This is a genomic window from Shewanella sp. Isolate13 (assembly GCF_022398325.1).
In the GTDB taxonomy this organism is placed as follows: domain Bacteria; phylum Pseudomonadota; class Gammaproteobacteria; order Enterobacterales; family Shewanellaceae; genus Shewanella.
The window spans coordinates 23,160-47,053 of the sequence record NZ_JAKEVD010000023.1 but is presented as its reverse complement, the minus strand read 5'-3'; the positions used below and the strand labels follow the sequence as shown (position 1 = coordinate 47,053).

17 protein-coding genes are annotated in these 23,894 nt (G+C 44.0%); 10 read left to right on the top strand and 7 right to left on the bottom strand.

What is annotated here, in order from left to right; genetic code table 11:
• Window positions 1-14: 14 nt before the first annotated feature.
• Window positions 15-293: a DUF4242 domain-containing protein gene (locus L1D44_RS14715; protein WP_239891785.1), complete on the bottom strand. Its 279-nt coding sequence runs from the start codon at window positions 291-293 to the stop codon at window positions 15-17.
• A gap of 396 nt (window positions 294-689) precedes the next feature.
• Between L1D44_RS14715 and codB the strand changes: the two genes are divergently transcribed.
• The 3 genes from codB to cmoM all read left to right on the top strand — a co-directional run bounded on the left by codB (window position 690) and on the right by cmoM (window position 4,220).
• The gene (gene codB / locus L1D44_RS14710) at window positions 690-1,955 is read left to right on the top strand and encodes a cytosine permease (RefSeq protein ID WP_239891783.1); all 1,266 of its coding nucleotides are present in this window, start codon (window positions 690-692) and stop codon (window positions 1,953-1,955) included.
• A gap of 10 nt (window positions 1,956-1,965) precedes the next feature.
• Window positions 1,966-3,261 (top strand): cytosine deaminase, encoded by a 1,296-nt coding sequence (locus tag L1D44_RS14705; protein WP_239891781.1) that lies wholly within the window; start codon window positions 1,966-1,968, stop codon window positions 3,259-3,261.
• Between the two features lie 182 nt (window positions 3,262-3,443).
• Window positions 3,444-4,220, top strand: a complete 777-nt coding sequence (cmoM, locus tag L1D44_RS14700; RefSeq protein WP_239891779.1) for a tRNA uridine 5-oxyacetic acid(34) methyltransferase CmoM — start codon at window positions 3,444-3,446, stop codon at window positions 4,218-4,220.
• A 323-nt stretch (window positions 4,221-4,543) separates the two neighbouring features.
• On the opposite strand, the gene L1D44_RS14695 is transcribed toward cmoM, so the two are convergent.
• Both L1D44_RS14695 and L1D44_RS14690 read right to left on the bottom strand, forming a co-directional pair.
• On the bottom strand, window positions 4,544-5,182 hold the full coding sequence (locus tag L1D44_RS14695; RefSeq protein ID WP_239891777.1) for a protein-disulfide isomerase: 639 nt from the start codon (window positions 5,180-5,182) through the stop codon (window positions 4,544-4,546).
• 158 nt (window positions 5,183-5,340) lie between these two features.
• The gene (locus tag L1D44_RS14690) at window positions 5,341-6,369 is read right to left on the bottom strand and encodes a biogenesis of lysosome-related organelles complex 1 subunit 2 (protein ID WP_239891775.1); all 1,029 of its coding nucleotides are present in this window, start codon (window positions 6,367-6,369) and stop codon (window positions 5,341-5,343) included.
• A 672-nt stretch (window positions 6,370-7,041) separates the two neighbouring features.
• Here L1D44_RS14690 and L1D44_RS14685 point away from each other — a divergent pair.
• From L1D44_RS14685 to L1D44_RS14675, 3 genes are all read left to right on the top strand, one after another.
• Complete coding sequence (locus L1D44_RS14685; protein WP_239891773.1) at window positions 7,042-7,506, top strand: rhodanese-like domain-containing protein; 465 nt, start codon at window positions 7,042-7,044, stop codon at window positions 7,504-7,506.
• A gap of 343 nt (window positions 7,507-7,849) precedes the next feature.
• Window positions 7,850-10,237, top strand: coding sequence for a DUF3656 domain-containing protein (locus L1D44_RS14680; protein WP_239891771.1), 2,388 nt, complete (start codon window positions 7,850-7,852; stop codon window positions 10,235-10,237).
• 257 nt (window positions 10,238-10,494) lie between these two features.
• Window positions 10,495-12,894 (top strand): AAA family ATPase, encoded by a 2,400-nt coding sequence (locus L1D44_RS14675; protein WP_239891769.1) that lies wholly within the window; start codon window positions 10,495-10,497, stop codon window positions 12,892-12,894.
• An 85-nt stretch (window positions 12,895-12,979) separates the two neighbouring features.
• Here L1D44_RS14675 and L1D44_RS14670 read toward each other — a convergent pair whose 3' ends face one another.
• Window positions 12,980-13,900 (bottom strand): manganese-dependent inorganic pyrophosphatase, encoded by a 921-nt coding sequence (locus L1D44_RS14670; RefSeq protein ID WP_239891767.1) that lies wholly within the window; start codon window positions 13,898-13,900, stop codon window positions 12,980-12,982.
• Window positions 13,901-14,256: 356 nt separating this feature from the next.
• Between L1D44_RS14670 and L1D44_RS14665 the strand changes: the two genes are divergently transcribed.
• The 3 genes from L1D44_RS14665 to L1D44_RS14655 all read left to right on the top strand — a co-directional run bounded on the left by L1D44_RS14665 (window position 14,257) and on the right by L1D44_RS14655 (window position 19,457).
• Complete coding sequence (locus L1D44_RS14665) at window positions 14,257-14,592, top strand: PBPRA1643 family SWIM/SEC-C metal-binding motif protein (RefSeq protein WP_239891765.1); 336 nt, start codon at window positions 14,257-14,259, stop codon at window positions 14,590-14,592.
• A 485-nt stretch (window positions 14,593-15,077) separates the two neighbouring features.
• Entirely contained in the window at window positions 15,078-16,268 is a 1,191-nt protein-coding gene (locus tag L1D44_RS14660) for an efflux RND transporter periplasmic adaptor subunit (protein ID WP_239891763.1), read from the top strand.
• Between the two features lie 3 nt (window positions 16,269-16,271).
• The gene (locus tag L1D44_RS14655; protein ID WP_239891761.1) at window positions 16,272-19,457 is read left to right on the top strand and encodes an efflux RND transporter permease subunit; all 3,186 of its coding nucleotides are present in this window, start codon (window positions 16,272-16,274) and stop codon (window positions 19,455-19,457) included.
• 130 nt (window positions 19,458-19,587) lie between these two features.
• Here the strand turns inward: L1D44_RS14655 and L1D44_RS14650 are convergent, their stop codons facing one another.
• Together L1D44_RS14650 and L1D44_RS14645 are read right to left on the bottom strand one after the other, a co-directional pair.
• A complete protein-coding gene (locus tag L1D44_RS14650; protein WP_239891759.1) occupies window positions 19,588-20,469 on the bottom strand; it encodes a radical SAM protein in 882 nt (293 codons plus the stop codon).
• 102 nt (window positions 20,470-20,571) lie between these two features.
• Window positions 20,572-21,396, bottom strand: coding sequence for an enoyl-CoA hydratase/isomerase family protein (locus L1D44_RS14645; RefSeq protein WP_239891757.1), 825 nt, complete (start codon window positions 21,394-21,396; stop codon window positions 20,572-20,574).
• Window positions 21,397-21,585: 189 nt separating this feature from the next.
• Here L1D44_RS14645 and L1D44_RS14640 point away from each other — a divergent pair, with 189 nt between their 5' ends.
• Window positions 21,586-22,542: a LysR family transcriptional regulator gene (locus tag L1D44_RS14640; protein WP_239891755.1), complete on the top strand. Its 957-nt coding sequence runs from the start codon at window positions 21,586-21,588 to the stop codon at window positions 22,540-22,542.
• Window positions 22,543-22,901: 359 nt separating this feature from the next.
• Here the strand turns inward: L1D44_RS14640 and L1D44_RS14635 are convergent, their stop codons facing one another.
• On the bottom strand, window positions 22,902-23,801 hold the full coding sequence (locus L1D44_RS14635; RefSeq protein ID WP_239891753.1) for an NmrA family NAD(P)-binding protein: 900 nt from the start codon (window positions 23,799-23,801) through the stop codon (window positions 22,902-22,904).
• Between the last annotated feature and the right edge of the window lie 93 nt (window positions 23,802-23,894).

The following is a 23,894-nucleotide window of genomic DNA, read 5'->3' as shown; positions in this document are numbered from 1 at the left end:
CTAAAGCGCATCTGCTATTTTGATTCCGAGGTAGTGGGATCAATAATAGTGCTAACTCTATTAATGGCATCTATTGGGAATTCTCCCATTTCCGCATGTTTTCTGATCAAGCTTTCATCCGGCGCAATATATACGCAATAGATCTTATTATCGGTAATGTAACTTTCAACCCACTGCACTTTTGGTCCCAACGCTTCTAGCACATCACAAGATTTTCGAGAGATCCCCTGTAACTCGCTAGCCGACAAATCTCCAGCGCCTGGAAGCAGTCTTTCAATCACATATTTTGGCATCTAACCTCTCCTCTTAACTCATCGTTCAATTGACGTTCAACAATAGAATAAAAAGTATAGTCGATACTGTAACGTATAAGAGTTAACCCTGGATGGCACAGGCAGCTATTTCGTCTGACTTTAAATGGCAAAAGTTTGGCATAAATGTGGGGCAAAGGTTGGGAAAAGTGTACTAATTCGGAAAGGGTAGCAACCTTAAGGTAGCATTCACACTACTTGTAAATAACGAGTGCATCGATTTGTAATAGTTGATAGTTAATTGCTTGACTCTGTATTCATTATCACTAAAATACGCGCCGTTTGCCTGAAGCGCACTGACTCATTATGCCTATTTCTACTGAGTTTGCTGCATTTTCGGTAGGCCGTGAATAATAATTACATGACCAGAGGCAATAAATGGCAAGCGATAATAACTACAGTTTAAGTCCGGTTCCTCAATCGGCCCGTAAAGGTGTTTTCTCTCTGACGATGGTAATGTTGGGGTTAACCTTTTTTTCGGCAAGTATGTGGACAGGAGGGACACTTGGAACAGGCCTCTCCTTTAATGATTTTGTTCTAGCAGTTCTAATTGGTAATTTAATTCTCGGTATTTACACTTCATTTCTTGGTTACATCGGCGCTCAGTCAGGCCTCTCTACTCATCTCCTCGCTCGTTACTCATTCGGTTTAAAAGGTTCTTGGTTACCTTCGCTCCTTCTCGGTGGCACTCAAGTTGGCTGGTTTGGTGTTGGCGTAGCGATGTTTGCTATTCCAGTGCAAAAGGCTACTGGCATAGACACTAACCTGCTTATCATCATCTCAGGTCTGTTGATGACCATTACCGTTTACTTCGGGATAGGCGCGATTATGATCCTATCGGCCATCGCCGTACCTGCAATCGCCCTATTCGGTGGTTACTCAGTACTTCAAGCGGTTGATACCGTAGGAGGTATGGATGGGTTAAAGGCGCTAACGCCACAAACACCGATTGAGTTTTCGACAGCACTTGCCTTAGTCGTGGGTTCTTTTATCTCTGCCGGTACTCTCACCGCCGATTTCGTGCGTTTTGGTAAGAAGCCGATTAATGCCGTGTTTATCACCATGTTCGCGTTTTTCGTTGGTAACTCTTTGATGTTTATCTTCGGCGCGGCAGGTGCAGCGGCAACAGGTCAAGCGGATATCTCTGAAGTGATGATTGCGCAAGGACTATTGATCCCAGCCATTATCATCTTAGGTTTAAATATTTGGACCACTAACGATAATGCGCTTTATGCCTCTGGCTTAGGTTTTTCAAATATCACCGGACTACCGAGTAAGTATCTATCACTTTTCAACGGTGTCATCGGTACCCTGTGCGCACTTTGGCTATATAATAACTTTGTTGGTTGGCTGACCTTCCTGTCAGCAGCAATTCCGCCAATTGGTGGCATTATCATCGCCGATTACCTTAGAAATCGTGAAAAATACAAAGACTTCGCCAACGCCAAATTTACTACGGTTAATTGGGCGGCAATTAGCGGCGTAGTGATTGGTGTACTTGCAGGTCACCTGTTACCTGGCATTGTCCCCATTAACGCGGTACTCGCTGGCGCAATCAGCTACCTAGTATTAGATGAAGCATTAAAGCGCTTCACTCAACAGAATTTAGTTAAATCAGATTGTCAAAATGCAAACAATGCATAAGGAAAACACCATGTCATCCGCAAATATGTTGATCAAAAATGTCACGCTTAACGGCAAAGAAGGCCTTCATCAACTGTTGATTGAAGATGGTCAGTTCAGCGCGATTGCACCAATGAGTGAAAGCATTACGCTTCCATCAGCTGATTCTCTAGAAGTGCTAGATGGCGAAGGCGGCATGGCGGTTGCGCCTTTTTGTGAGCCGCACGTTCACTTAGATACCACGCAGACGGCTGGTGAGCCAAGCTGGAATATTTCAGGCACCCTATTTGAGGGTATTGAGCGTTGGGCTGAGCGTAAGTCTATGCTCTCTATCGAAGATGTGAAGTCTCGTGCTAAGCAGACACTAAAGTGGCAGATTGCTAACGGTGTCCAACATGTTCGTACCCACGTCGATGTTTCAGACCCGACTCTTATCGCACTTAAGGCGATGCTCGAAGTTAAAGAAGAGATGAAACAATGGGTTGATATTCAGATTGTTGCCTTCCCTCAAGAAGGAATTTTGTCTTACCCAAATGGTAAAGAGTTATTAGAAGAAGCAGTGAAGCTTGGCGCCGACGTTATTGGCGCAATTCCGCACTTTGAGTTTACTCGTGAATACGGTGTTGAATCTCTACATTATGTGTTTGAGCTTGCGCGCAAGTATGATCGTTTAATCGATGTTCACTGTGATGAAATCGATGATGAACAATCACGCTTTGTTGAAACTGTTGCAGCCCTTGCTCACAAATACAATATGGGTGAACGCGTAACGGCGAGCCACACAACGGCAATGCATTCATACAACGGCGCTTATGCTTCGCGTTTGTTCCGTTTACTTGGCATGTCTGGCATTAATTTCGTGGCGAATCCGCTGGTGAATATTCATCTACAGGGCCGCTTCGATGACTATCCAAAACGTCGTGGTATCACTCGTGTTAAAGAGATGCTCGCAGCCAATATCAACGTCTGTTTTGGTCATGACGATATCTTCGACCCTTGGTATCCATTAGGTACGGCCAACATGCTGCAGGTTTTGCACATGGGCTTACATGTTTGCCAAATCATGGGTTACGATCAGATCAACAACTCATTAGAGTTAATTACCACTAAGTCAGCTCGCACTTTGAATATTCAAGATAGCTACGGCATTGAATTAGGCAAGCCTGGTAATTTACTGGTGTTACCTGCTGAAAACGGTTTTGATGCTGTGCGTCGCCAAGTGCCTGTGCGTTACTCTGTACGCCACGGTAAGGTTTTGGCTGAAACTCAGGTGGCAACCACACAGATCCATCTAGCAGAGGCAGAAGATGTGACCTTCCGTCGTTAAGATTTAGCTAGACGAGCTAGCCGAGTAAGTGTTTAACGCTTACTCGGCTTTTTTCTGCCTTCGAACTTAATTCAAATTGGCGATATTTCTTGTTGTTTAACTTTGCGATCGAAAAGCTATTTTTGTTCGCCTGCTTATGACAAAATCTCCCTCCTTTTTTAGTCGTAAAATGTATACCCCAAGTGATAGAAGATAGAAATTTTGATGATTTGGCCCATAAGTTTGCCGCCAGCATCTATGGCACCGCTAAAGGTGAGATCAGACAAACCGTTGTCTGGCAAGATATCGAGCAGATCCTTTTTACTCTTTCACAAGACAAGGTGCTAAACGTATTAGACGCAGGTGGTGGCCTAGCTCAGCTATCGCAGAAGATTGCCAGCAAAGGACATCGAGTCAGCCTTTGTGATCTGTCTAGTGAAATGCTTGCACTGGCAAAGCAGGATATCATCAAGAATCACTTAATTGAGCACTACCGCTTCATTCACTGTCCAGTGCAAGACGTTGCCGAGCACCTCCCAGCCAAAGTCGACTTAGTGTTGTTCCACGCTGTTATGGAGTGGCTGGCCCAGCCGCTACAAGCGCTAAAAGGCTTATGTGAGCAGGTTAAGCCAGGTGGCATCATCTCGGTCATGTTCTACAACTACAACGGATTGCTGTTTAAGAATCTTATCTGCGGAAACCTTAATCATATTGAGAAAGGTATGCCCCATAGAAAGCGTTTTAAGTTGCAACCGCAGCAAGGCATAAAACCTGAACTCGTTTATCAGTGCCTTGAGCATGCGGGCTTTAATATCTTGGGTAAGACTGGTGTGCGTACTTTTCACGACTATATGCAGGATCATGACATGGGCGATTTTAGCTTCGAGCAAATTGTTGCCATGGAGCAAAAGCTCTGTAGGCAGGAGCCGTTCTTGTCTTTAGGGCGATATATTCATGTCTATGCACAAAAAACGATTTAAGTGAGCATGAGCTGGCGAGTTTAGGCTAAGTAATTAAGATAGGGTTAATGGGGGTTTGTTACCATAAAGCTTGTGATATGAAGCACTTCGCTGGCATTTGTAGTCAGCAATCTAAAGGAACGGCTAGCATTTATCACAACCTAGCTAGCTCATCACATAAGGGGGCTCTATGTTGTTTGATACAGTATTAACGGTGAAATGGATTGCCTTGGTTGTATTTTATATCGTGTTGATCCGTATCTGCTATAAATAGTGAATAGCCCCATAGAAAGGCTACTCACTATCACTTAACGCTCGGCTAGCGGTTTTAATCTCGTTTGTTATTAACTTAGCGCTGCTAGCTCTTGTTTTACACTCTCGATCACCGCAGCTGGTTCCGATAGGAACTTTGAGTGGTCAATAAAGATAGCCTGATCGCCAGATGTCATCACAAGTACGGGGAAGGCATTGGTACCGATCGCTTCGCCAATCTCGGCGATACCTGCTAACACACTCTCCGCCTCATGACTGATAGCATCTTTAAAGACCTTATTTGAAGGAGATAATTTGTATTGATTAATTATCTTGTCAAAATCAGCTCTTGAATCTAATGGATTCGCTTCAACGAAATGTTGTTGCTGTAGTGCTTTTAATAATTCAAACTCTTTATCTGCCTGTTTTGATTGCACCCAAGACATGAAGTTAGCAGTCTTAATCGAAGACATTTTTTTGTTTAATCCCTTCAAGTAAGCATCACTAAATGGCACCTTAGTTAATGCGCTAACTTGGTCTATTTGTGCTTTCTTTGGTGCATCAGAACCGTTGAAATGTGCACAGTGCAGCAAATGAACGTCAGAGTAATCGAAAGCATTCATCAGCTCTGCAACAACGGGTGTGGTTGCGTAACTCCAAGGGCAATGAGAGTCATAAATAAAATAAAGTGTTAGAGGTTCGTTTTGCGTGTGAGTCTGCTTAGAAGTCATTAACTAAGATCTTGTTAGAATAATCTGTAGCGCGATCCTAAGTTCTTTGTCGAAAATTTTCAAACACCAATTCACTATACACAAGCTTGTTGGCACTTTTATGATAAAAAAGGGAGCCTCTGAATTAGACTCCCTCTTTGTTACTCGCTCTAAGGGCGCTAGACGGCCTCTTCTACTGTTTTAATGCCTTGCCACTGAAAGTGATTGTTTGGCTTTTTAGTGACTATGCCTTCACTAAACATACGGCTAAAGATCTCGTCCACTTCTTCGGTGGTAATATTGAGGTAATTACTGACAGCGCGCTTGCTGCAATTGACTCGGTTACTACCGAGTGCATCTAAAACTTGCTCATAGGTGGACTTAGGTTCAGCCTCCGGTAACTGTTTGGGTTCGAAGTGCGGCAGGAAGTCTGAATCCTTTGTATCGAGGGGCGAATAGCCTTCGAGTGTAATAGGATGCATTTGATTGAACCTCTGTCTAAAGCGGTTCTCTTCACCAATCAGTCCCACAAAGAAGGCGGCAAAGAAGTCCAGTAGTATAGATAGGAACACGACTAAACCAAGTTGGGCAGTTTCGGCTTTGATGTTAAGTGATAGCGCAAGACTTTCAATCAAGCCAACAATGGAACCTTGGCTGACAACGGGAATGCTATCACGCTGTAGGGCAAGCTGCTGCTGTTGTTCTCGCAGTTTATTGTTCTCTTTTTGAATGCGAGTCACACCGGTGGCGATACGTTCCATCTGGATGTATTTTTCAGCTGCTATGTTATTCAGGGCTATCTGCTTATCAATAGCCTCAATCTGCATATTAAACGCATTTACTTTACTCTGCTGAACCTGAACATGTTCCTGAGCCTTATTCGTTGCGCTATTGATCCCGCCAATAGACCCCCCGATAGAGATGGCGGCAAGCACAGTATAAAATCCTAATGCAGACAGCATACCCATAAAGTTTTTTCTAGCGTAACGCTCGCCGACTTCATACCAAGCGAAGAATTTTCCAAGCTCAAAAATAACCGCTAGTCCACCAAAGAGGAACTGCATAACCGGGTCGTCATCGATAGAGAGGAACAGCAGTAGTGAAAATATAATGGAAGCGAGGATCGATGCGCCAGTGAAGCTGTAAACACTCCACATGGCAAACTTGCCTTTTGGAAAACGAATAGCGTGATTTTGATTGTAAAGCATAGTGGACTTCTAAATGAGAATAGGAAGATAACTCTGAGTATGTATAACTTGAGAATTTGAATATTTAGCTTACTCTAAATCAGCCTATTTATCTTCAAATAACTTAAAGATTAGGATCTTATGCGCATTATTCACTCGGATATTACATTTATGCTAATTACATGTTTGCAGATGGCATTTTAAATGGTGCCGTATAACGAAAACAAGTTGCTGCGGGGCTAATTTGTCACGGCACTAAAACATTACTACCTGTATCAGCCACGTCTAAGCATAAGTTGATTGGGCAAGTTACCTTAAAAGATGTGATATAAATGTACGCTTTATAAATAAAACAATATAAATTTAACCCTTTAGACCAAAGCAGGTTTAAAACATAGCTTTTCAAACAATACGTACTTATCACTTTGAATAATAAGACTAATATTATGTATTCAACTTAATTGAGAGCTAAATATTGACTGCTGTAATCACTTTTAGCTTTGTTGAAATCTTATCGGAGCTTCAAATGTGATGCCGTGCAACATATTGCCCCCTTTTTGCTTTCTATAATCCTGTTTCTTCAGGGCAACGTCAGTCCCCTGCACCTGACTTTGCCCTGCTTTAAGATTGAATAAAATAAAAATAACTCAAAGTGAGGAGTTAATCCTCACCATAAGACTGGAGAATAGATGTATGAAAAAAGTGGTAAACATGACGTTATTATGTGCCTTATTAGGACTTAGCTCTCAGGCTATCGCATATGATGCAAAGTTAGCACAAGGCTTTAACGAACAATTTAGCCACGCAAAAGGTAAAACTGTAGGCAAAGATATCGGACTAATTAGTGCAGAAGGATTTGTTAAGCAATTACAGAATAATGCTAGCATCACAGCCGTTGATATCCGTACCCCAGAAGAGCGTCAAGTATTTGGTCTTGCAATGAAAGACCAGCTTAACATCAGCTTAGATGAACTGTTTACGCCTGAAAACCTTGATAAAATCCCTACAGACAAGCCTGTGGTCATTGTTTGTAAATCTGGTGCACGCGCCATGGCGGCCGGTACGGCACTGCGCCAATTAGGTTTTGATAATGTCAAAGTATTAAAAGGTGGTTATAGCAAACTGTCTAGCTATGTAGGCCCGAACATCGCTAAATAGCCATAGACAACAACATGTTGTTTTGGGCAAGGCTAACAAGCATGTATTTTGCGGATGCCTTGCCCAATTACCGACTCTTTACCGCTGGCGTCACCCACCACAAGTTAATTATTCCTTTCGCTTATGCGTGTGCCATGTGTTAAGTCAAATCTGCCTCTTTGAATATGAGCGCGAGTGTTTACGCTTAGGTGTAGCGCAGGATCAATATCATAAATTAGTAAAATAGGCTTATCCCTCCTAGATCTCGGCGTTAGCACGTCTTACAATTCCCTGCTCTATCCAAACTGCGCCTTACTCTAGCAGTCCCCGAATTCTTTACGAATTCAACATCAATAGGAATACCATGAGAAAACTTGAACTACTCGCGCCAGGTGGTGACATTGAGTCTATTAAAGCGGCCATTGTTGCAGGGGCGGATGCGGTTTACTGCGGCTTAAATAGTTTTAACGCTCGAACTCGCGCTGAGAATTTAAGTTTTGAAGATCTAATGGGACTACTGCGAGTCGCTCACCAGCACGAGTGCCAACTGTTTCTAACGCTCAATATCATAGTGTTAGAGCAGGAACTGCCTGCACTGCTTAAGCTGTTGAATCAGTTGGTTAATACTTCTATAGATGGTGTCATAGTTCAAGATCTGGGTCTATTTTATCTGTTAAAACAGCACTACCCAACACTGGATATTCACGCATCTACGCAAGTGACGACCCATAACAGCGGTCAACTGGAGTTTCTGTCAAAGCTTGGCGCTTCAAGAGCCAATCTGTCTAGAGAGCTAAACTTGTCAGAAATTAAGCTGATGTCAGACAAGGCCCACAGCCTTGATATGCTCACTGAGGTATTCGTTCACGGGTCTAATTGCATTGGGTTTTCAGGCCTCTGCTATTTTAGCTCTGCTCATGGTGGGAATTCGGGTAACCGGGGGCGTTGTAGTCAGCCCTGTCGCGATCAATATCAGGCTACTGAAGTTGGCGCACAATATCCACTTAACCTCAAAGATAATTCGGCTTACTCAGATTTAGGTGCGCTGTATGATGCTGGCGCGGATTCATTAAAGGTAGAGGGGCGCATTAAGAAATCTCATTACGTCTATCGCGTCATTGATACTTGGCGCCAACAGATCTCTCGCCTAGAGCAAAATCAAACCATGAGTCACGATAAAAATCCGCTATACACGGTATTTAATCGGGATTTTTCAAATGGCTATTTGCATGGCACTGTTGGTAAAAACATGTATATCGACAATCCACGTGATAACGCGGTGCAACACTTTACTCAGATTGAGAGTTTGAAGCTGACTAGTGGCGAAAACACACAAGCCTTGCCCAACATTAAAAAAGCACTCTATGATGAAAAAACCGAAATCATCGAAACCGTTGCCAGCAAAATTGCAAAACTCTCGCTAGATAAGCCTGTTGTGTCTTTACGTTTTATTGGTCAAGAGAATCAAGCCTTACGTATCGAGGTTGAACTCGAGCCAGCCAATCAGCACCACGCTCTAGACTCTAACATAAGGTTTTCGGTGCAATCAGACTCTGTATTGCTTCCGTCAGATAAGTATGGCTTGCAGCAAGCGGAGTTATCCAAACGCTTTGCCAGTATAGGTAATCTAGAGTTCAATTTAGGGACGATTAACTTTGACGCTCTTGGGGAAGACTTGTTTGTTCCCTTTAAAGAGATCACTGAGATGAAACGCCAAGTCGTTTGCTGGTTAAACAACGGTCGAGAGCATGTCGAGCCAATTACGATAAAACAGGTACGTCAGCAGCTGGTATCGCTGTCTTCAAAAGAGAATAATCATCAACAATCGACTAAACAAACTGGTTTATCTGTGCTTATCGCTAATCGTCGGGACTTGGCACTCTATCGTCAGATTAAACAACAGTTAGCGGATAAAGAGAACAGTGTTTATTACCTGATCCCGGACGCCATCGAGGCTGAAAAGGAAAAACTTGCCCTTTTGTTTACTCAGGAGCCTGGATTGATCCCTTGGTTTGGCGCCGTGGTTATGGAGCCCGACTATATAGCAGCGAAACAATTACTCGCACAGATAAAGCCGAGCAGCATAGTCACAAATAACTCTGGTGTCGGCATGGCCGCGTCCCAACTTGGCATCCCCTGGGTTGCCGGTCCTCACCTTAACACGACAAACTCCATTAGCATGCATAGTTTGCAGCAACAGGGCTGTGTAGGGGCTTTTGTGTCAAACGAATTAAACAACAAACAGATCAAGGCTATCAAGGCACCGGATAATTTTAGCCTCCACTACAGTATCTACCATCCCGTCATGTTGATGAGCAGCCGTCAATGTCTGTTTCTACAAGCGAGTGGTTGTGATAAGGCCGTGATGGATAAGGAATGCCTGACTGTTTGTAAAAAGAGTAGCAGCTTGACCAACGTGAAAGGCGTCGACTTTGTTATTGACAAGAAGCGCCGTGAACACAATGTGTTATACGGCAGTGAGCACTTCTTTAACCCACAGATTTTGGCCGATCTTGGAGGCTATTTTGACTCTGTGATGCTGGATCTGCGCTCGGTAGCGACCAAGACTCAATTACAAGCTAGCCAGTTTGACACAGTTAGCCTGTTTAGTGATCTTCTTACTAATCTGCAATCGCAAAAGAAAAGCGCTACGCCTTCAGATAAGTCGTTAACTCGCTCAGTAGAAGCACCGGCAAACTTACAAGCACTTTTTTGCAATACCACTAACGAGCAATATCAAAAAGGCCTTTAAGTCAATTTAGCTACGCTATCACCTACTCCATTTACTCTTTAGCGAGAGTAAATGGTAAAACCCCATTTCATAAATCAGTTAACAAAATTTCGCTATTGAGATAGCTAGGTTTTACACTAAAAATGCCCATCCTGAGCAATAAGTCATCAATTGAACGCCCTAATAGGCTAATATCTAACCTATTGGTAAATAATTGCAGATATATGCTATCTAACTGTATAGAGTGGAATTATTGACCGTCATAAAGAGGACGCATTATGCCAATAAAACCTCTCAGCAGTACCAAGCTTTACCGCGTATCGTCGCTAAAGAAGCTTTCTTCAGACTGCAAGTCGACCAAACATCTAGAACCCTTAGACGAAATTGTCGGCCAGGCCCGTGCGCAACAAGCGGTAGAGTTTGCCCTATCGATGAAAGAGAAAGGCTATAACATCTATGCGCTCGGTCGTAATGGCCTTGGAAAACGTACCATGGTGCTACGCCACCTTAATCGCCAAGCGCCAAACTCAAACGGGCGCACCCTTTATGATTGGTGCTATGTGGTTAACTTCGATGATACGCGTAGCCCCAAAGTCCTAAAACTACCTGCCGGTATGGGGGTTAAATTTAAAAAAGACATGGAAAAACTCATGTCAAAATTGCTTAAGGCTCTACCTTTAGCGTTTGACAACGAGATGTATTACAGCCGTGCAGACAAGCTTAAAAACCAACTGGCATCGAAACAAGAAGACGCGCTGCGCGCCTTAACTGAAGAAGCAAAACGCCATGGTGTTGGTTTGTCTATTTCACCTCAGGGGAATTACGAGCTTGTAGCGTTAAATGGTGAAGAGCCTCATACCGAAGAGAGTTACCTTGCTCTTTCAGCAACTGAACAAGCCAACATGCAGACGGCGATTTCGGCCCTTGAAGCTCAACTAAGGGGGATCATTCGTCAAATAACGGTATGGGAGGAGGAGTATTCAGAGAAGCAGCAAAAACATGATGAGCAGGTTGCCGAGGAGGTACTGACTCATGCACTTGAGAGTTTGAAACAGCAATATAATGAGCAAAGTAGTGTTAAAGCCTATATCAAGGCGATGCACAAAGATATTCTCGACAACCTAGATATCTTCCTAGAGGAGAGTGAGGAGCAAGCCGCCCTTGCCTATGCCTCCATGAGCAAGAAGATGCCAAGGCGATATCAGATCAACGTCTTGGTCTCGCAAGAGTCTCAGATGCAACCGATCATTGTTGAGGAGACTCCCAATTACCACACCATCTTTGGCTATGTGGAAAATGCGACCTATAAAGGTACGGTTTTCACCGACTTCTCTCTTATTCGCCCGGGTAGTTTACATAAGGCTAATGGCGGCGTGCTGATGATAGATGCAGTCAAGGTGCTTGAGCACCCTTACGTTTGGGACGGACTAAAACGAGCACTGAGATCACGCATGCTAAGCTTAACCTCTCTGGAGCGAGAGGTGACTCTGTCGGGGACCATCTCTTTGGATCCCGAAGCCATTCCGTTGGACGTGAAAATTATCCTGTTTGGAGATTTTGCCACCTACAAGCTATTGCAGCAATATGATGCCGAGTTTACCGAACTGTTTCGGGTGACAGCAGACTTTGAAGACAAAATGCCCCGTACGGACACATCCGAGGCGCATTATGCCCAGTTTATCTCGAGTATCGTACACAGTAATCAGATCCTCCATTGTGATAAAAAAGCCATAGCACGGGTTATCGAGTTCAGCTCTAGACAGGCAGATGATCAGAACATGCTATCGCTACACTCTGTCGATATTGCCAATTTATTGCGTGAGGCAAATTATTGCGCCCGCGCAGCCAATGCCAACATGATCCGAGTAAGCCATGTTGAGCAAGCACTGATTAATAAAGAGAAACGAATCTGCCGTGCAAAAGATGACTTTATGCAGAGCTTTACCAATGGCACCACCCTAATCGATACTCAGGGCGAAACCGTTGGCCAAGTGAACGGCTTGTCGGTGATGTCTACTACAGACTACCAGTTCGGGGCCCCCAGCAGGATCACTGCAACCACCAGTTTCGGTAAAGGTCGAGTATTCGATATCGAACGTAATGTCGAACTTAGTGGCAGCATACACTCTAAAGGTGTGATGATTTTAACCGCCTATATCGCCTCTATTTTAGGTAAGACGGATAAAATCCCCCTATCGACCCATCTTACCTTTGAGCAATCCTACGGTGGAGTCGATGGCGATAGTGCCACCATGGCGGAGCTGTGCGCTATGCTGTCGTCATTTTCAGGTAAGGGGCTGCGACAAGACATCGCCATCACTGGCTCGATGAATCAGTTTGGTGAGGCGCAGCCTATCGGCGGCGTCAATGAAAAAATCGAAGGCTTCTTTGATGTCTGTAAAATTAAGGGGCGTAGAGATAGCCAAGGGGTGATCATTCCTCAGTCTAATGTTCATAATCTGATGTTACGCCGTGATATCGTCGAAGCAGTCGAGAAAGGTAAGTTTAATATTTGGGCCATTTCACACGTGAATCAGGCGATTGAGTTACTGACCGGGGCTAAAGTTGGAACCCTAAACGCAAAGGGAGAATACCCGAAAAATAGTATCTTAGGTTTGGCGCAAGTAAGACTTAACGAATTACGTAAACAACACGCTAAAGATAATCACACTCAGTAATACCAATACTGACGCGCTGATGTTGAAAACAAAAAAGGCCGAACTCTATGCTCGGCCTTTCTTTAATACACTGGCAACTACGGGATTAAGCGAACACGTCCTGTAGTGGTGGTACTACTTGCTTCTTACGGCTTAGTACGCCATCTAACCATACTTTGTTGTTCTCTGACTTGCAGTTGTAAGCAGATTCAATTTTCGCTATGTCGTCACTGACGATAAGCATCTCTGAACCTTCTTTCATGATGTCAGTTAGCAGTAATAGTACGCTGTGACGGTTACCTTCCGCCTTCAATGCGGCGATGTCGGCTTCAAGTTCAGCTTTAATGTCATCGAATACAGACAGATCGATCACTTCTAGTTGACCAATACCCACTAAGTTACCGTTCATGTTGAAGTCTTTAAAGTCACGCATAACAAGATCGCGTGCCGGAGTACCTTCTACCGCAGACTTCACCTTAAACATATCCATGCCTAGAGCTTTATAATCTTCGATACCGGCGATTTCAGCTAATGCTTCAACACATTTGATGTCTGCCGTGGTGCATGTTGGCGACTTGAAGATAACAGTGTCACTAAGAATTGCACACAACATGATGCCAGCGATCTCTTTTGGGATCTCAACATTATAGAAGTCGTACATCATCTTGATAACTGTGTTACTACAACCCACTGGACGGATCCAGCACTCTAATGGTGTAGAAGTCGTTAGATCACCAAGCTTGTGATGATCAACGATGCCCACGATAGTCGCTTCGGCGATATCGTCAGGAGCCTGTGTCAGTTCAGAGTGGTCGACGATATAAACTTCTTCGCCAGCATAGCTAAGCTTTAGCTCCGGCGCTTCGAAACCAAACTTATCTAAAATGAAGGCGGTTTCTGGTGAAATGTCACCTAAACGAGTTGCAACTGATGCTTCACCGATCTGGTTCTTTAGGTGTGCAAGTGCAATAGCACCACAAATGGAATCTGAGTCTGGGATCTTGTGGCCCACAACATAAACTGGCATATAAAAGCTCTCCTTTAATTTGCGCCGATTTTAACAAAGTTTTTCGCGATGCGGAAATAGCAAAAGGTCTCAGACAGCAAACTCTTGCCTGAAATGGTTAAAGTTACAACGGATACGCGCTATCAAAGCCCGAAATAGCTCGGACTAACCGCCGTTCATACTAATTAGACAGGCTAAGTTAAGGCGAGTTCTTGTGCCGAGACTTCAGCTGGAATTCAAAGAAAAATCCTTTATCGGCCAAACATCGTTAAATTTTCCGCTAAATGCTAACGAAAAGCAGTCTTAGATATCACTAGGGGCATTTTTGTAGTATAAGCTTGCGTAAATTTTCATTATTTAGATTGAGCGCCATAGCGATGTCAGACAAATTCTTTTTTAAAGGGCGTAAAACCCCAAAGCCTAAGCACGAAAGCTATGGTTACAACACCAAGCGTGCAGTTAAAGTGGGAACTGAAGAGAACCCACTAAAGCTTATGGTTCAAGACGAACAACGTGAAGTTGAAGTGCAGCAGCTGCTTATCGATAACCAGCTGGTGGGCGAAATCACGGTAGACGCAAGTCAGGAAGAGAATATCGTTGATTTGATTGGTCTTCTCAATAAACCTCAAACGACCCGTTTTGAAAAGACGCCAAACCGTAATGACCCTTGTGTTTGCGGTAGCGGCAAGAAATACAAGAAGTGTTGCGGCTAAAACCCTAGTGCGAAAACGATGAAGCAGTTCTTTTTGGACTGCTTTTTTACAATAGTCACCCCAGCTGTACCAGCCCTCTTGCGCTCAGTTTGAGTACTAGGTGCTATCATTTCTTTTCACTCTAATCTTAACAGCGATTGCCTTTTCAGCTTTTGTTACATTTTTCTCTGCTGGCGTCTTTTGTCTATTTTCTGTTCTCAGCCTATTGCCAACGCCCTAACTGAGTAACAAAAGGCAAACTTTTTAGCGATTAATCAAGCTGTTAACAAATATCTCGCTGCTATTTTATAAATCCAATCAGCTCTATTCTCCTTGTATGTCAAATTTGGTTACACAAGTTTACATAATTGAGCTGTTACATCTCGCCACATCTATTAACATACATTCAAAATTATAGACCGCGCTTAGCTTTCAAAGGAATTCACTTTCAACAGCATTGATGACTGTTATTGAGTGTCGGTTTGCTTAAACAAGAGGACGTGTTTGTGGCTACGAAAAAACAGATCATTCTACCAATGGTTGTTATCGCTGTCGGTGTGGCAGGATTTATTGGCATGTCGGCATTAAAAAAGCCTCCAGAGGAAAAGGAACAGCTCGATACGACACCGTTAGTCTCGGTTCAGGCGGTTGAGATCAACCCCATGAGTTTTGCAGTCAGTTCATATGGCGTCGTTAATGCAAAATATGAAACTGAGCTTGTATCACAGCTCAATGGTGAAATTGTCTATTTATCAGATAAGTTCGTCCGTGGTGGCTTTGTAAAGAAAGGCGATGTGCTCGCCAAAATCGATCCAAGCGATTATGAAGCCGCGCTCATCGACGCCAAAGCAACCATGGCATCGGCAAGAGCGACTCTGGTACAAGAAAAAGCCTATGGCAAGGTTGCCGAAGAAGAATGGAAGCGCATCGAAAACGGTGTACCGACTGAGTTGAGTCTTCGTAAACCTCAGCTCGCCCAAGAGATAGCTAAGCTTAACTCTTCTGAGGCAGGACTTAAACGAGCCAACCGTAATCTTGAACGCACCATTATCAAGGCACCTTATGATGCTTTGATTGAAGCCCGTAACATCGGCTTAGGCTCTTATGTCAGTATGGGTACACCACTAGGTAAAGTGTTGAGTACTGCTGAAGCAGAGATCCGTCTTCCAATCGCAGATAAAGAACTGCAATTTTTAGATGATAAAGGGCAAGATGCGGAAGTGATATTAACCGGTGACTTTGCCGGTAAGACTCAAGAGTGGACAGCGAAAGTCGTACGCAGTGAAGGCGTTATCGATAGCCGTAGTCGCATGACCTATCTCGTTGCCGAAGTAAAAGATCCCTACGGTCTTAAGTCAAAAAACAATGAACTGCGTTATGGTACCTATGTTACCGCTTCTATTGATGGCAGCCACGCCGGCCAAGTTGCGGAGCTCCCTCGTCACCTTGTGATCAACAACCAAGTTGCCGTGTTAGATGATGAAGGTAAATTAAGATACAAGGATATCACTATCCTTCGTCAGATTGGTTCTAAGGTTATCGTCTCCGATGGACTTGAAGCCGGTATGAATGTGATCACCTCAGCCCTAGATTACCCTATCGAAGGCATGCAGTTAGCCCTACCAGAAGATAAATTATTACGAGATGAAGACAGTCCCGAGCAGCCTACGCAAATTGCTATGGAAGAGAAGGATTAATTCATGATAGATACAAATAAAGGCATAATCGCCTGGTTTGCCCGTAACAGCGTGGCAGCAAATCTACTGATGATCATTATCCTGATAGGCGGCTTACTTACGGCTAATACCATTCGTAAGCAGTTTTTCCCAGCGGTAGAGATCAACTGGCTCGAATTCAATGCGGTTTATCCCGGCGCAGCGCCACAAGAGGTGGAGGAAGGGATCACCATTAAGATTGAGGAAGCACTAGAAAGCGTTCAAGGTCTAAAGCGCGTCATCACCTACTCAAACCGTAATGCCTCATCCGGTTACTTTCGAGTCGAGGACTCCTACGATCCGCAGGTTGTATTGGAAGAGGTAAAGTCAGAGATTGACTCTATCTCCAGCTTTCCCGATGGCATGGAGCGACCTAAGGTTGAGCGAATAAAGCTCCGCCAAGAAGTGATGTATATGAGCCTATATGGCGATCTGTCCCAAAGGCAGCTAAAAGATCTTGGGGAGAAGATCCATGATGAGCTGTTGCAGTTGCCTCTGGTCAATATCACCGATTTTTATGGTGGCCTCGGCTACGAAATCGCCATCGAAGTCAGTAAAGACAGATTACGTGAATTTGGGTTAAGTTTTAATGACGTTGCCGAAGCGGTACGCGGTTACTCAAGAAATATGTCTGCCGGGCAGATCCGTGCTGAAAATGGCTATATCAACCTACGAGTGCAGAATCAGGCCTATGTCGGCTATGAATTTGAAAGCCTGCCGCTAATCACACTGGAGGATGGTACCACCCTATTACTGGGTGATGTAGCAACTGTTGTGGATGGCTTCGAAGAAGGCATTCAGTACTCAAAGTTTAATGGTAAGAATTCGGTTACTTTCTTTATTGGTGCGGCGAATGATCAGAGTCTCACCGATGTCGCCGATGTGGTGAAGGCTTATATCGCCGATAAGCAAAAAGTATTGCCCGAGGGCGTAAAGCTTGAGCCTTGGGTCGATATGACCTATTACCTTGAAGGGCGCCTAAACTTGATGCTCGACAGCATGAAAAGCGGCGCCGTGCTGGTGTTTATCTTACTCGCACTCTTCTTGCGCGTAAGGCTCGCATTTTGGGTCATGATGGGGCTACCTGTTTGTTTCCTTGGTACCCTACTCTTTATGCCGATGGGCATGATAGATGTAACTATCAATGTCATTAGCCTCTTCGCCTTTATCTTGGTACTGGGTATCGTGGTGGATGACGCCATTGTTATGGGAGAAAGCGCCCATGCTGAGTGTGAGGAGAAAGGTCAAAGCCTCGATAACGTGATCCGCGGTGTTAAACGCGTAGCGATGCCAGCAACGTTCGGTGTATTAACCACTATCGCCGCATTTTTGCCCATCACCCTCGATGACGGCCCTTCGTCAGCTTTCGGTCAGGCTATCGGATATGTGGTGATCTTATGTCTTATTTTTTCACTGGTTGAATCTAAACTTATCTTGCCAGCGCATTTAGCGCGCATGAAGCAAAAAACCATCGTTAAACCAGGTTCGAAGAATCCACTAGACTGGCTACGCAATGGGGTTAACTTTTTACAAGGCAAAGTCGACTCAGGCTTGAAGGTTTTGATCAGTCGCTATTACCGACCCACGCTTGCTGTAGCTGTTAAGTATCGCTACACGGTAATCATGATCTTTATCAGTTTGATCTTAGTCTGTGCGGGTCTGTATTCAGGTGGCTTAGTTCGCTTTATCGGTCAGCCTAAAATCCCCCATGACTTCCCGCGGATCTCATTCGAAATGAATATCGATGCCTCGGAAAAAGCGACCCTATCGGCGGCCTTGTCTATCGAGGAAGCACTGAAGCGTGTCGATACAGAGCTAGAGGCGCAATATGGTCAGAAGATGATCTCTGATATGCAAGTTGAGTTACGTGGCCGCACATCGGCACAAGTCATGACTAAACTTGTCGACCCAGAACTTCGCCCTATCGATACCTTTGCAGTAGCTGAGCTTTGGCGCCAGAATATGCCGCTTATCCCAGGCATGAAGTCCTTTACCATCCAAGATAACCTGTTTGGTGGTGGACGGGATGACGGTGATATCAGCTTCAGGCTCGAAGGTAAGGATGACGAGCAGTTAGTCGCCGCAGCAAAAGAGTTAAAAGCTAAACTTAATACCCTTAAAGGGGTTGGCGATGTTAACGATAGCCGCCAATCAAGCGCCAAAGAGATCCAGTTTGAGCTTAAGCCTTTAGCTCATAGTCTCGGTTTATCTCTTGCGGATATCGCACGCCAGGTGGGTAATAGTTTCTATGGCTTAGAAGCCCAGCGTATCTTGCGTAACGGTGAAGAGATCAAGGTGATGCTTCGCTACCCTGAGGAGCAACGAAACTCTATTGCCCAAGTGTCAGATGTAATGATTAAGACGCCACTGGGTACTGAAATCCCATTATCTGAGGTGGCTTCGATTGTTGTCACCGATGGTGTTAACAGCATTCGCCGTGAAAATGGTAATCGAACCATCAATGTTTGGGGCTCGGTTGACGCGGATCAGGCTGAGCCGTTTAAGATTGCTAAGGATATTCGTGATAACTTCTTGCCTGAGCTATTAAAGAAATATCCGAGAGTTCAAAGCGAAGTGTCCGGCAATATTCAAGAACAGCTTGATAGTGCGGATACTCAATTGCGAGACTTCTTAATCTCTATGCTTGTGATCTATAGTCTGTTGGCCGTGCCACTTAAGTCCTATTCGCAACCGATAATGATCATGTCGGTGATCCCATTTGGGGTGATCGGCTCTGTACTTGGTCATATGCTCTTAGGACTCGACCTAAGTGCCCTCTCTGTGTTCGGTATCATTGCTGCCGCAGGTGTCGTGGTTAACGACTCACTGGTGATGGTTGATTATATTAATAAGTCTAGGGAGTCAGGTATTGCAATGAAGCAATCGGTACTCGAGGCGGGTTGTCGACGCTTTAGAGCAATTTTATTAACCTCATTAACCACCTTCATTGGCTTAGTTCCTATCATGACGGAAACCAGTATGCAGGCGAAAATGGTGATCCCGATGGCAGTATCCTTAGCCTTTGGTGTGTTATTCGCGACAATTGTCACCTTGGTACTGATCCCCTGCTTATATGTGACGATTGAGGATATCAAACGTGTGATTGGCAGTAAGTCTCGTGTACAGGAGCCAACAGAGACTGCACTTTCAACTGAACACGCTGTCAGCTGATAGCAATCTAATATGAGAAACAAATACTAATAACTAAGTTAAATCAAAGAGGTTGAATCAAAAAGCCCCTAGTAAAAGAAGTTAGACTAGGGGCTTTTTAGTTACCGATAACTTGCTAACCTATCTAACATCAGAAACGGCCAAGATAGGCTTTACCTATGATGTTACTATCACGATTAAGCAATGTATGGTCAATCTTATCGAACACTCCTGCTCTAATCGCTCGTAAGCTTCCTTTCATCGGTAATAAATTTGAGCCGTGAGTACTGTCTATCAATAACTCCTCTCGACTGAGCGTTTGCAGCAAATCCTTTACCTCTTCTAGTACCTCGTATGGATCGAGTAGTGTAAAATCACCCTTCTCAACCTGCCTATAGAGAGGCGTGCCCTCGATGGCAACTGTGGTCAATAATCCCAGAAGGTACGGGTTCATCTTATTGATTAACTCGGCTGTCTGTATCGCGTGTTGCTTAGACTGTTCACCACTTCCTCCTAGTCCAATCATCACCATGGCAACCAGTTTGATACCGGACTGTACAATATTCTGACCAGCAGTTAGCATTTGAGCTGAACTCACACCTTTACGGATAGCTTTTAACACGTCATCGGAGCCAGACTCTACCCCGAGGTAGGTCATGGTCAGTCCTGCTTCCTTAAGCAGTCTAAACTCATCTAGGCTCTTATCTAACGTACTTTGTGGACCAGCATAGGTGCTTACATGATTTAAGTTTGGAAAAGCGAGATAGAGCTCCGATAAGATCGTTAGCAAGCTCTCGGTTGGTAGTGAAATCGCATCCCCATCACTAAGGAAGACCTTCTCAACTTTATTACCAAAAGTGGCTTGTGCCAGTCGAATGTCTTCTTTTAGCTCGTCGATCGTTCGTACTCTATAACGAACATCTTTATACATCGCGCAATAACTACACTTGTTGTAAGAACAACCAATAGTACATTGCAAAATGTAGGCATCGGCCTCTGGTGGTGGCCGATAAATATTACCTTCGTATCTCATCAATTATCCTTGCAAATACGCTATTAAAGGCCGCCTTAGAAGCGGCCATTGAACTTGGGTTTAAATCTTAACCTATTGAGACAAAGCTCATTGAGGCAGGTTTTATTGCGTTAGCTCTGCAGCGGTATCCACAAAAATACCCTGAATATCTTTAGCCTCACGTTCGGTTTGACCACCGTGCTTAAGAAATGCGGCGATAATAGCTTCTGTCTTTTGCTCTTTAGCTCGCTCTAAGAAATAGCGCAATTCTAACTCGGCTCCCGCCTCTTCATCTTTAATCGATGTGCTGATAATTTCCTTGTACATCACGATATCACGCACCTCTAATCGGCTAATCACTCCAAGAGTCACTGTTAAAAATTCGTCCATCTCTGCTTTGGGTACGAATTGAGTGATGATGTTTAAGCTTTCGGCCTGCTGTGCAGTAAAATCATTACCCAGTAATAGCGCTTGTAGTGCCTTGTTTTTACCCATTCGACGTGCGAACTGCACCGCTCCTTGCCCACCTGTTGGAATGTTCACGTGGATCTCAGGCTGTGCAAATGCCGCATTTTCGGTGGCGTAAGCTAAATCACAAGCCATTACAAATTCGTTTCCTCCTCCGCGAGCAACACCATCAACCACGGCAACAGATACTTGCTTCATCGCTTTAATGTTGGCGATCATGTGGTTGAACTCAATGGAGGCAGCTTGACCTCCTTGGCTACCATTAATCACATTAAGATCTAGGTGAGCTAAAAAGAAGGATTCATGCATGGATTTAAACACCACAACTTTCGTCTCACGATCGTCTTTTAAGCTGAGCACGTACTCATTAATCTCGTTGATTAGGTTGATAGTTAATACATTCACAGGTGGATTATTAATTTCAACGGTTGCAACACCCATGTGATTAGTAATTGATAATGCAGTCATTGTAGTATTCATAGTCATTTCCTCATTTATAGGACAATCAGCTCATAAAATGTTTAAACGAAAGAGCTGTTATCGTTTCGATGAAGTCACTATAAAACTTGTATTGATGTGGAAAAACACTAATATCTACACAATACTGGTGCTAATTATGCACCAATAGGTTTTGTATTGGCTCTAATACGTGAGAGGTATCGAGGAGCGATGGATTTTTCTAGTCGATTATTATTATTACTCGAGGTTGTCCAGTTAGGCTCATTTACCAATGTTGCCGAACGGAGAAACCTCGATCGCTCTGTGGTCTCAAAACAAATTGGCCGGTTAGAAAGTGAACTTGGGGTTCGCCTGCTCAATAGAACAACCCGCTCACTATCTCTAACCGCTGCAGGCAATGAGATAGTCAATCAAGCGAAACTGCTGCGAGAGTTACTGGACAATACCCACAGGCTCGCACAAAACTATCACTCTGAACCGAGGGGGTTATTAAGAATAAGCAGTTCGATGATGTTTGGGCGCCAATATGTTCAGGACGCGATATCAATCTTTCAAACAAAGTATCCTGAAATCCAATGTGAGCTTAGGCTAGAAGATAAAGTCGTCGATATTGTGCAAGAGGGTTTCGATATTGGTTTTCGTATCGGAAAGCCAAAAAGCTCAAGCTTAATTTGTCGAAAAATAGCCAGGAGTCGCCTGTTAATCGTCGCATCACCTGAGTTTATTGAGAGACATGGTGGTATCGATACCCTAGATAAGTTGCAGGCCGCACCCGCCACCATTTATTCATCCCCCGGTTTGCTCATCGATAAATTCAATTACCTCGATGACAAACTCAATGAACAGAGCTTTCATCTCAAAACAGCCTACAAGGTAAATGATGTGGAGATGGTCGTTAAGAGCGCTGTAGCCGGTAATACACTTGCAGTCGTGACGGCACAAATGATTCAAAATGAGATCATTGAAGGTCAACTCATTCCGATTATGACCCATTTAGCACTGGAGGACTTTGGCACCTTCTATGCGGTATATCCCCACCGTGATGCGCCCATCAAGACTAAACTGTTTATCGATGTACTAAAATCGGTTATTGGTGAAGATATCCCCGTATGGGAACGCAATATTCCCAATTTCGACAAGATGTATCTTCCTAGTAACAGAAAATAGAACACATTCTTATAGAGGGGTCTTTGATTAACTGAGACTGCCATTATTGTTTATGTGCGTTAATAGCAAGTTTAAATCAGATCTAGTGCAAAACCGCATAAATTATCAATATATCAATATGTTAATTTATGTCGACATTAAATACTGGTCTAATTGAAACGACTCATTGATAGACTTCAGGGCTTCTCAAATACTGGAAACTAGTCAATGTTGCCTTGTTAGTAACACACTTATTTTCTATGAGCTGTTTAAATTCATTAGTTGATAGCAACACCTTAGTGCTATTGCGCTAAGATGCTGCTATCCCACAACTGCTCGATGAAGTGGTTCTCCTTAACACACTTCTAAAAGGCGTTAGATTAACGAGATTGCATTACGCTCTTTAACTCCACTTCGTTCTCGTTCAGCCAAGCCTCAAAACTTTGTGGTTGCTTGCCAGTCAGTTTTTCAAACGCTTCACTCGTGCCATCTGAGAAATTGCCGCGGTTATGTTTATCCATAGTCACACACAAGTCTACGATTGGTGTTGGCAATTCAAATGACACTAACTGTGCTCGGTAATCTTCGTCTGATAAATGCACCATGTTTATTGAAGTACCCAGAACTTTGTCTATAACTTTTGCCATTGCTGCATGTGTCATCGATTGCACGCCATTCATCGGTAACGTGACTTTACCTTCTATAGGCTTTATAAGCGCCGAAGCCCCTGCGTAGGCCAAGTCTGTACGTGAAAGCTGGGCTGAGCGCCCTTCAGCGGCCGAAGTTAGCCATTGGCCCGATTGTAGAATGCTAGCAAAGTACTCTGATACATTTTCAAAGTACCAGTTGTTGCGCAAGATTGTTGCGTTTGCAATTGCGCTTTGTTTAATCGCCTTCTCGGTTGCATCATGTTCGTGCGCAAATATTACTGGAGAATTCTCTGCCGAGGGCATTGAGGTATAAACAATATGGCTAACGCCGACTTTTTCTGCTGCCTCTACGGCATTTAAATGGGCTTGAGTGCGTGGTCCAGAAGCATCAATACTGATCAGCAGCATGCTATTTGCACCTTTAAATGCTTTCTCTAGTGATTCTAGGCTGGTAAAGTCTGCCTCACGAACGTCTACGCCTTTTTCTGATAATGATCTAAGCTTGTCCGCTTTACGTGTTGTAACAATGAGTTGCTTAGGTTGGACATCGAAGTCTTCGAGTAGCATTTTTACGACTGCTGTACCTAATTTGCCTGATCCACCTGTTACTAAAATTTTTCGTTCTGTCATGTGTGTTTCTCCATTCATTTTTAGAGCGATTTCATCTGATTAAGTGCAGGTTTGCCTTGATGTGTTAGCTTTCCCGCTTTTGATGGAGACACT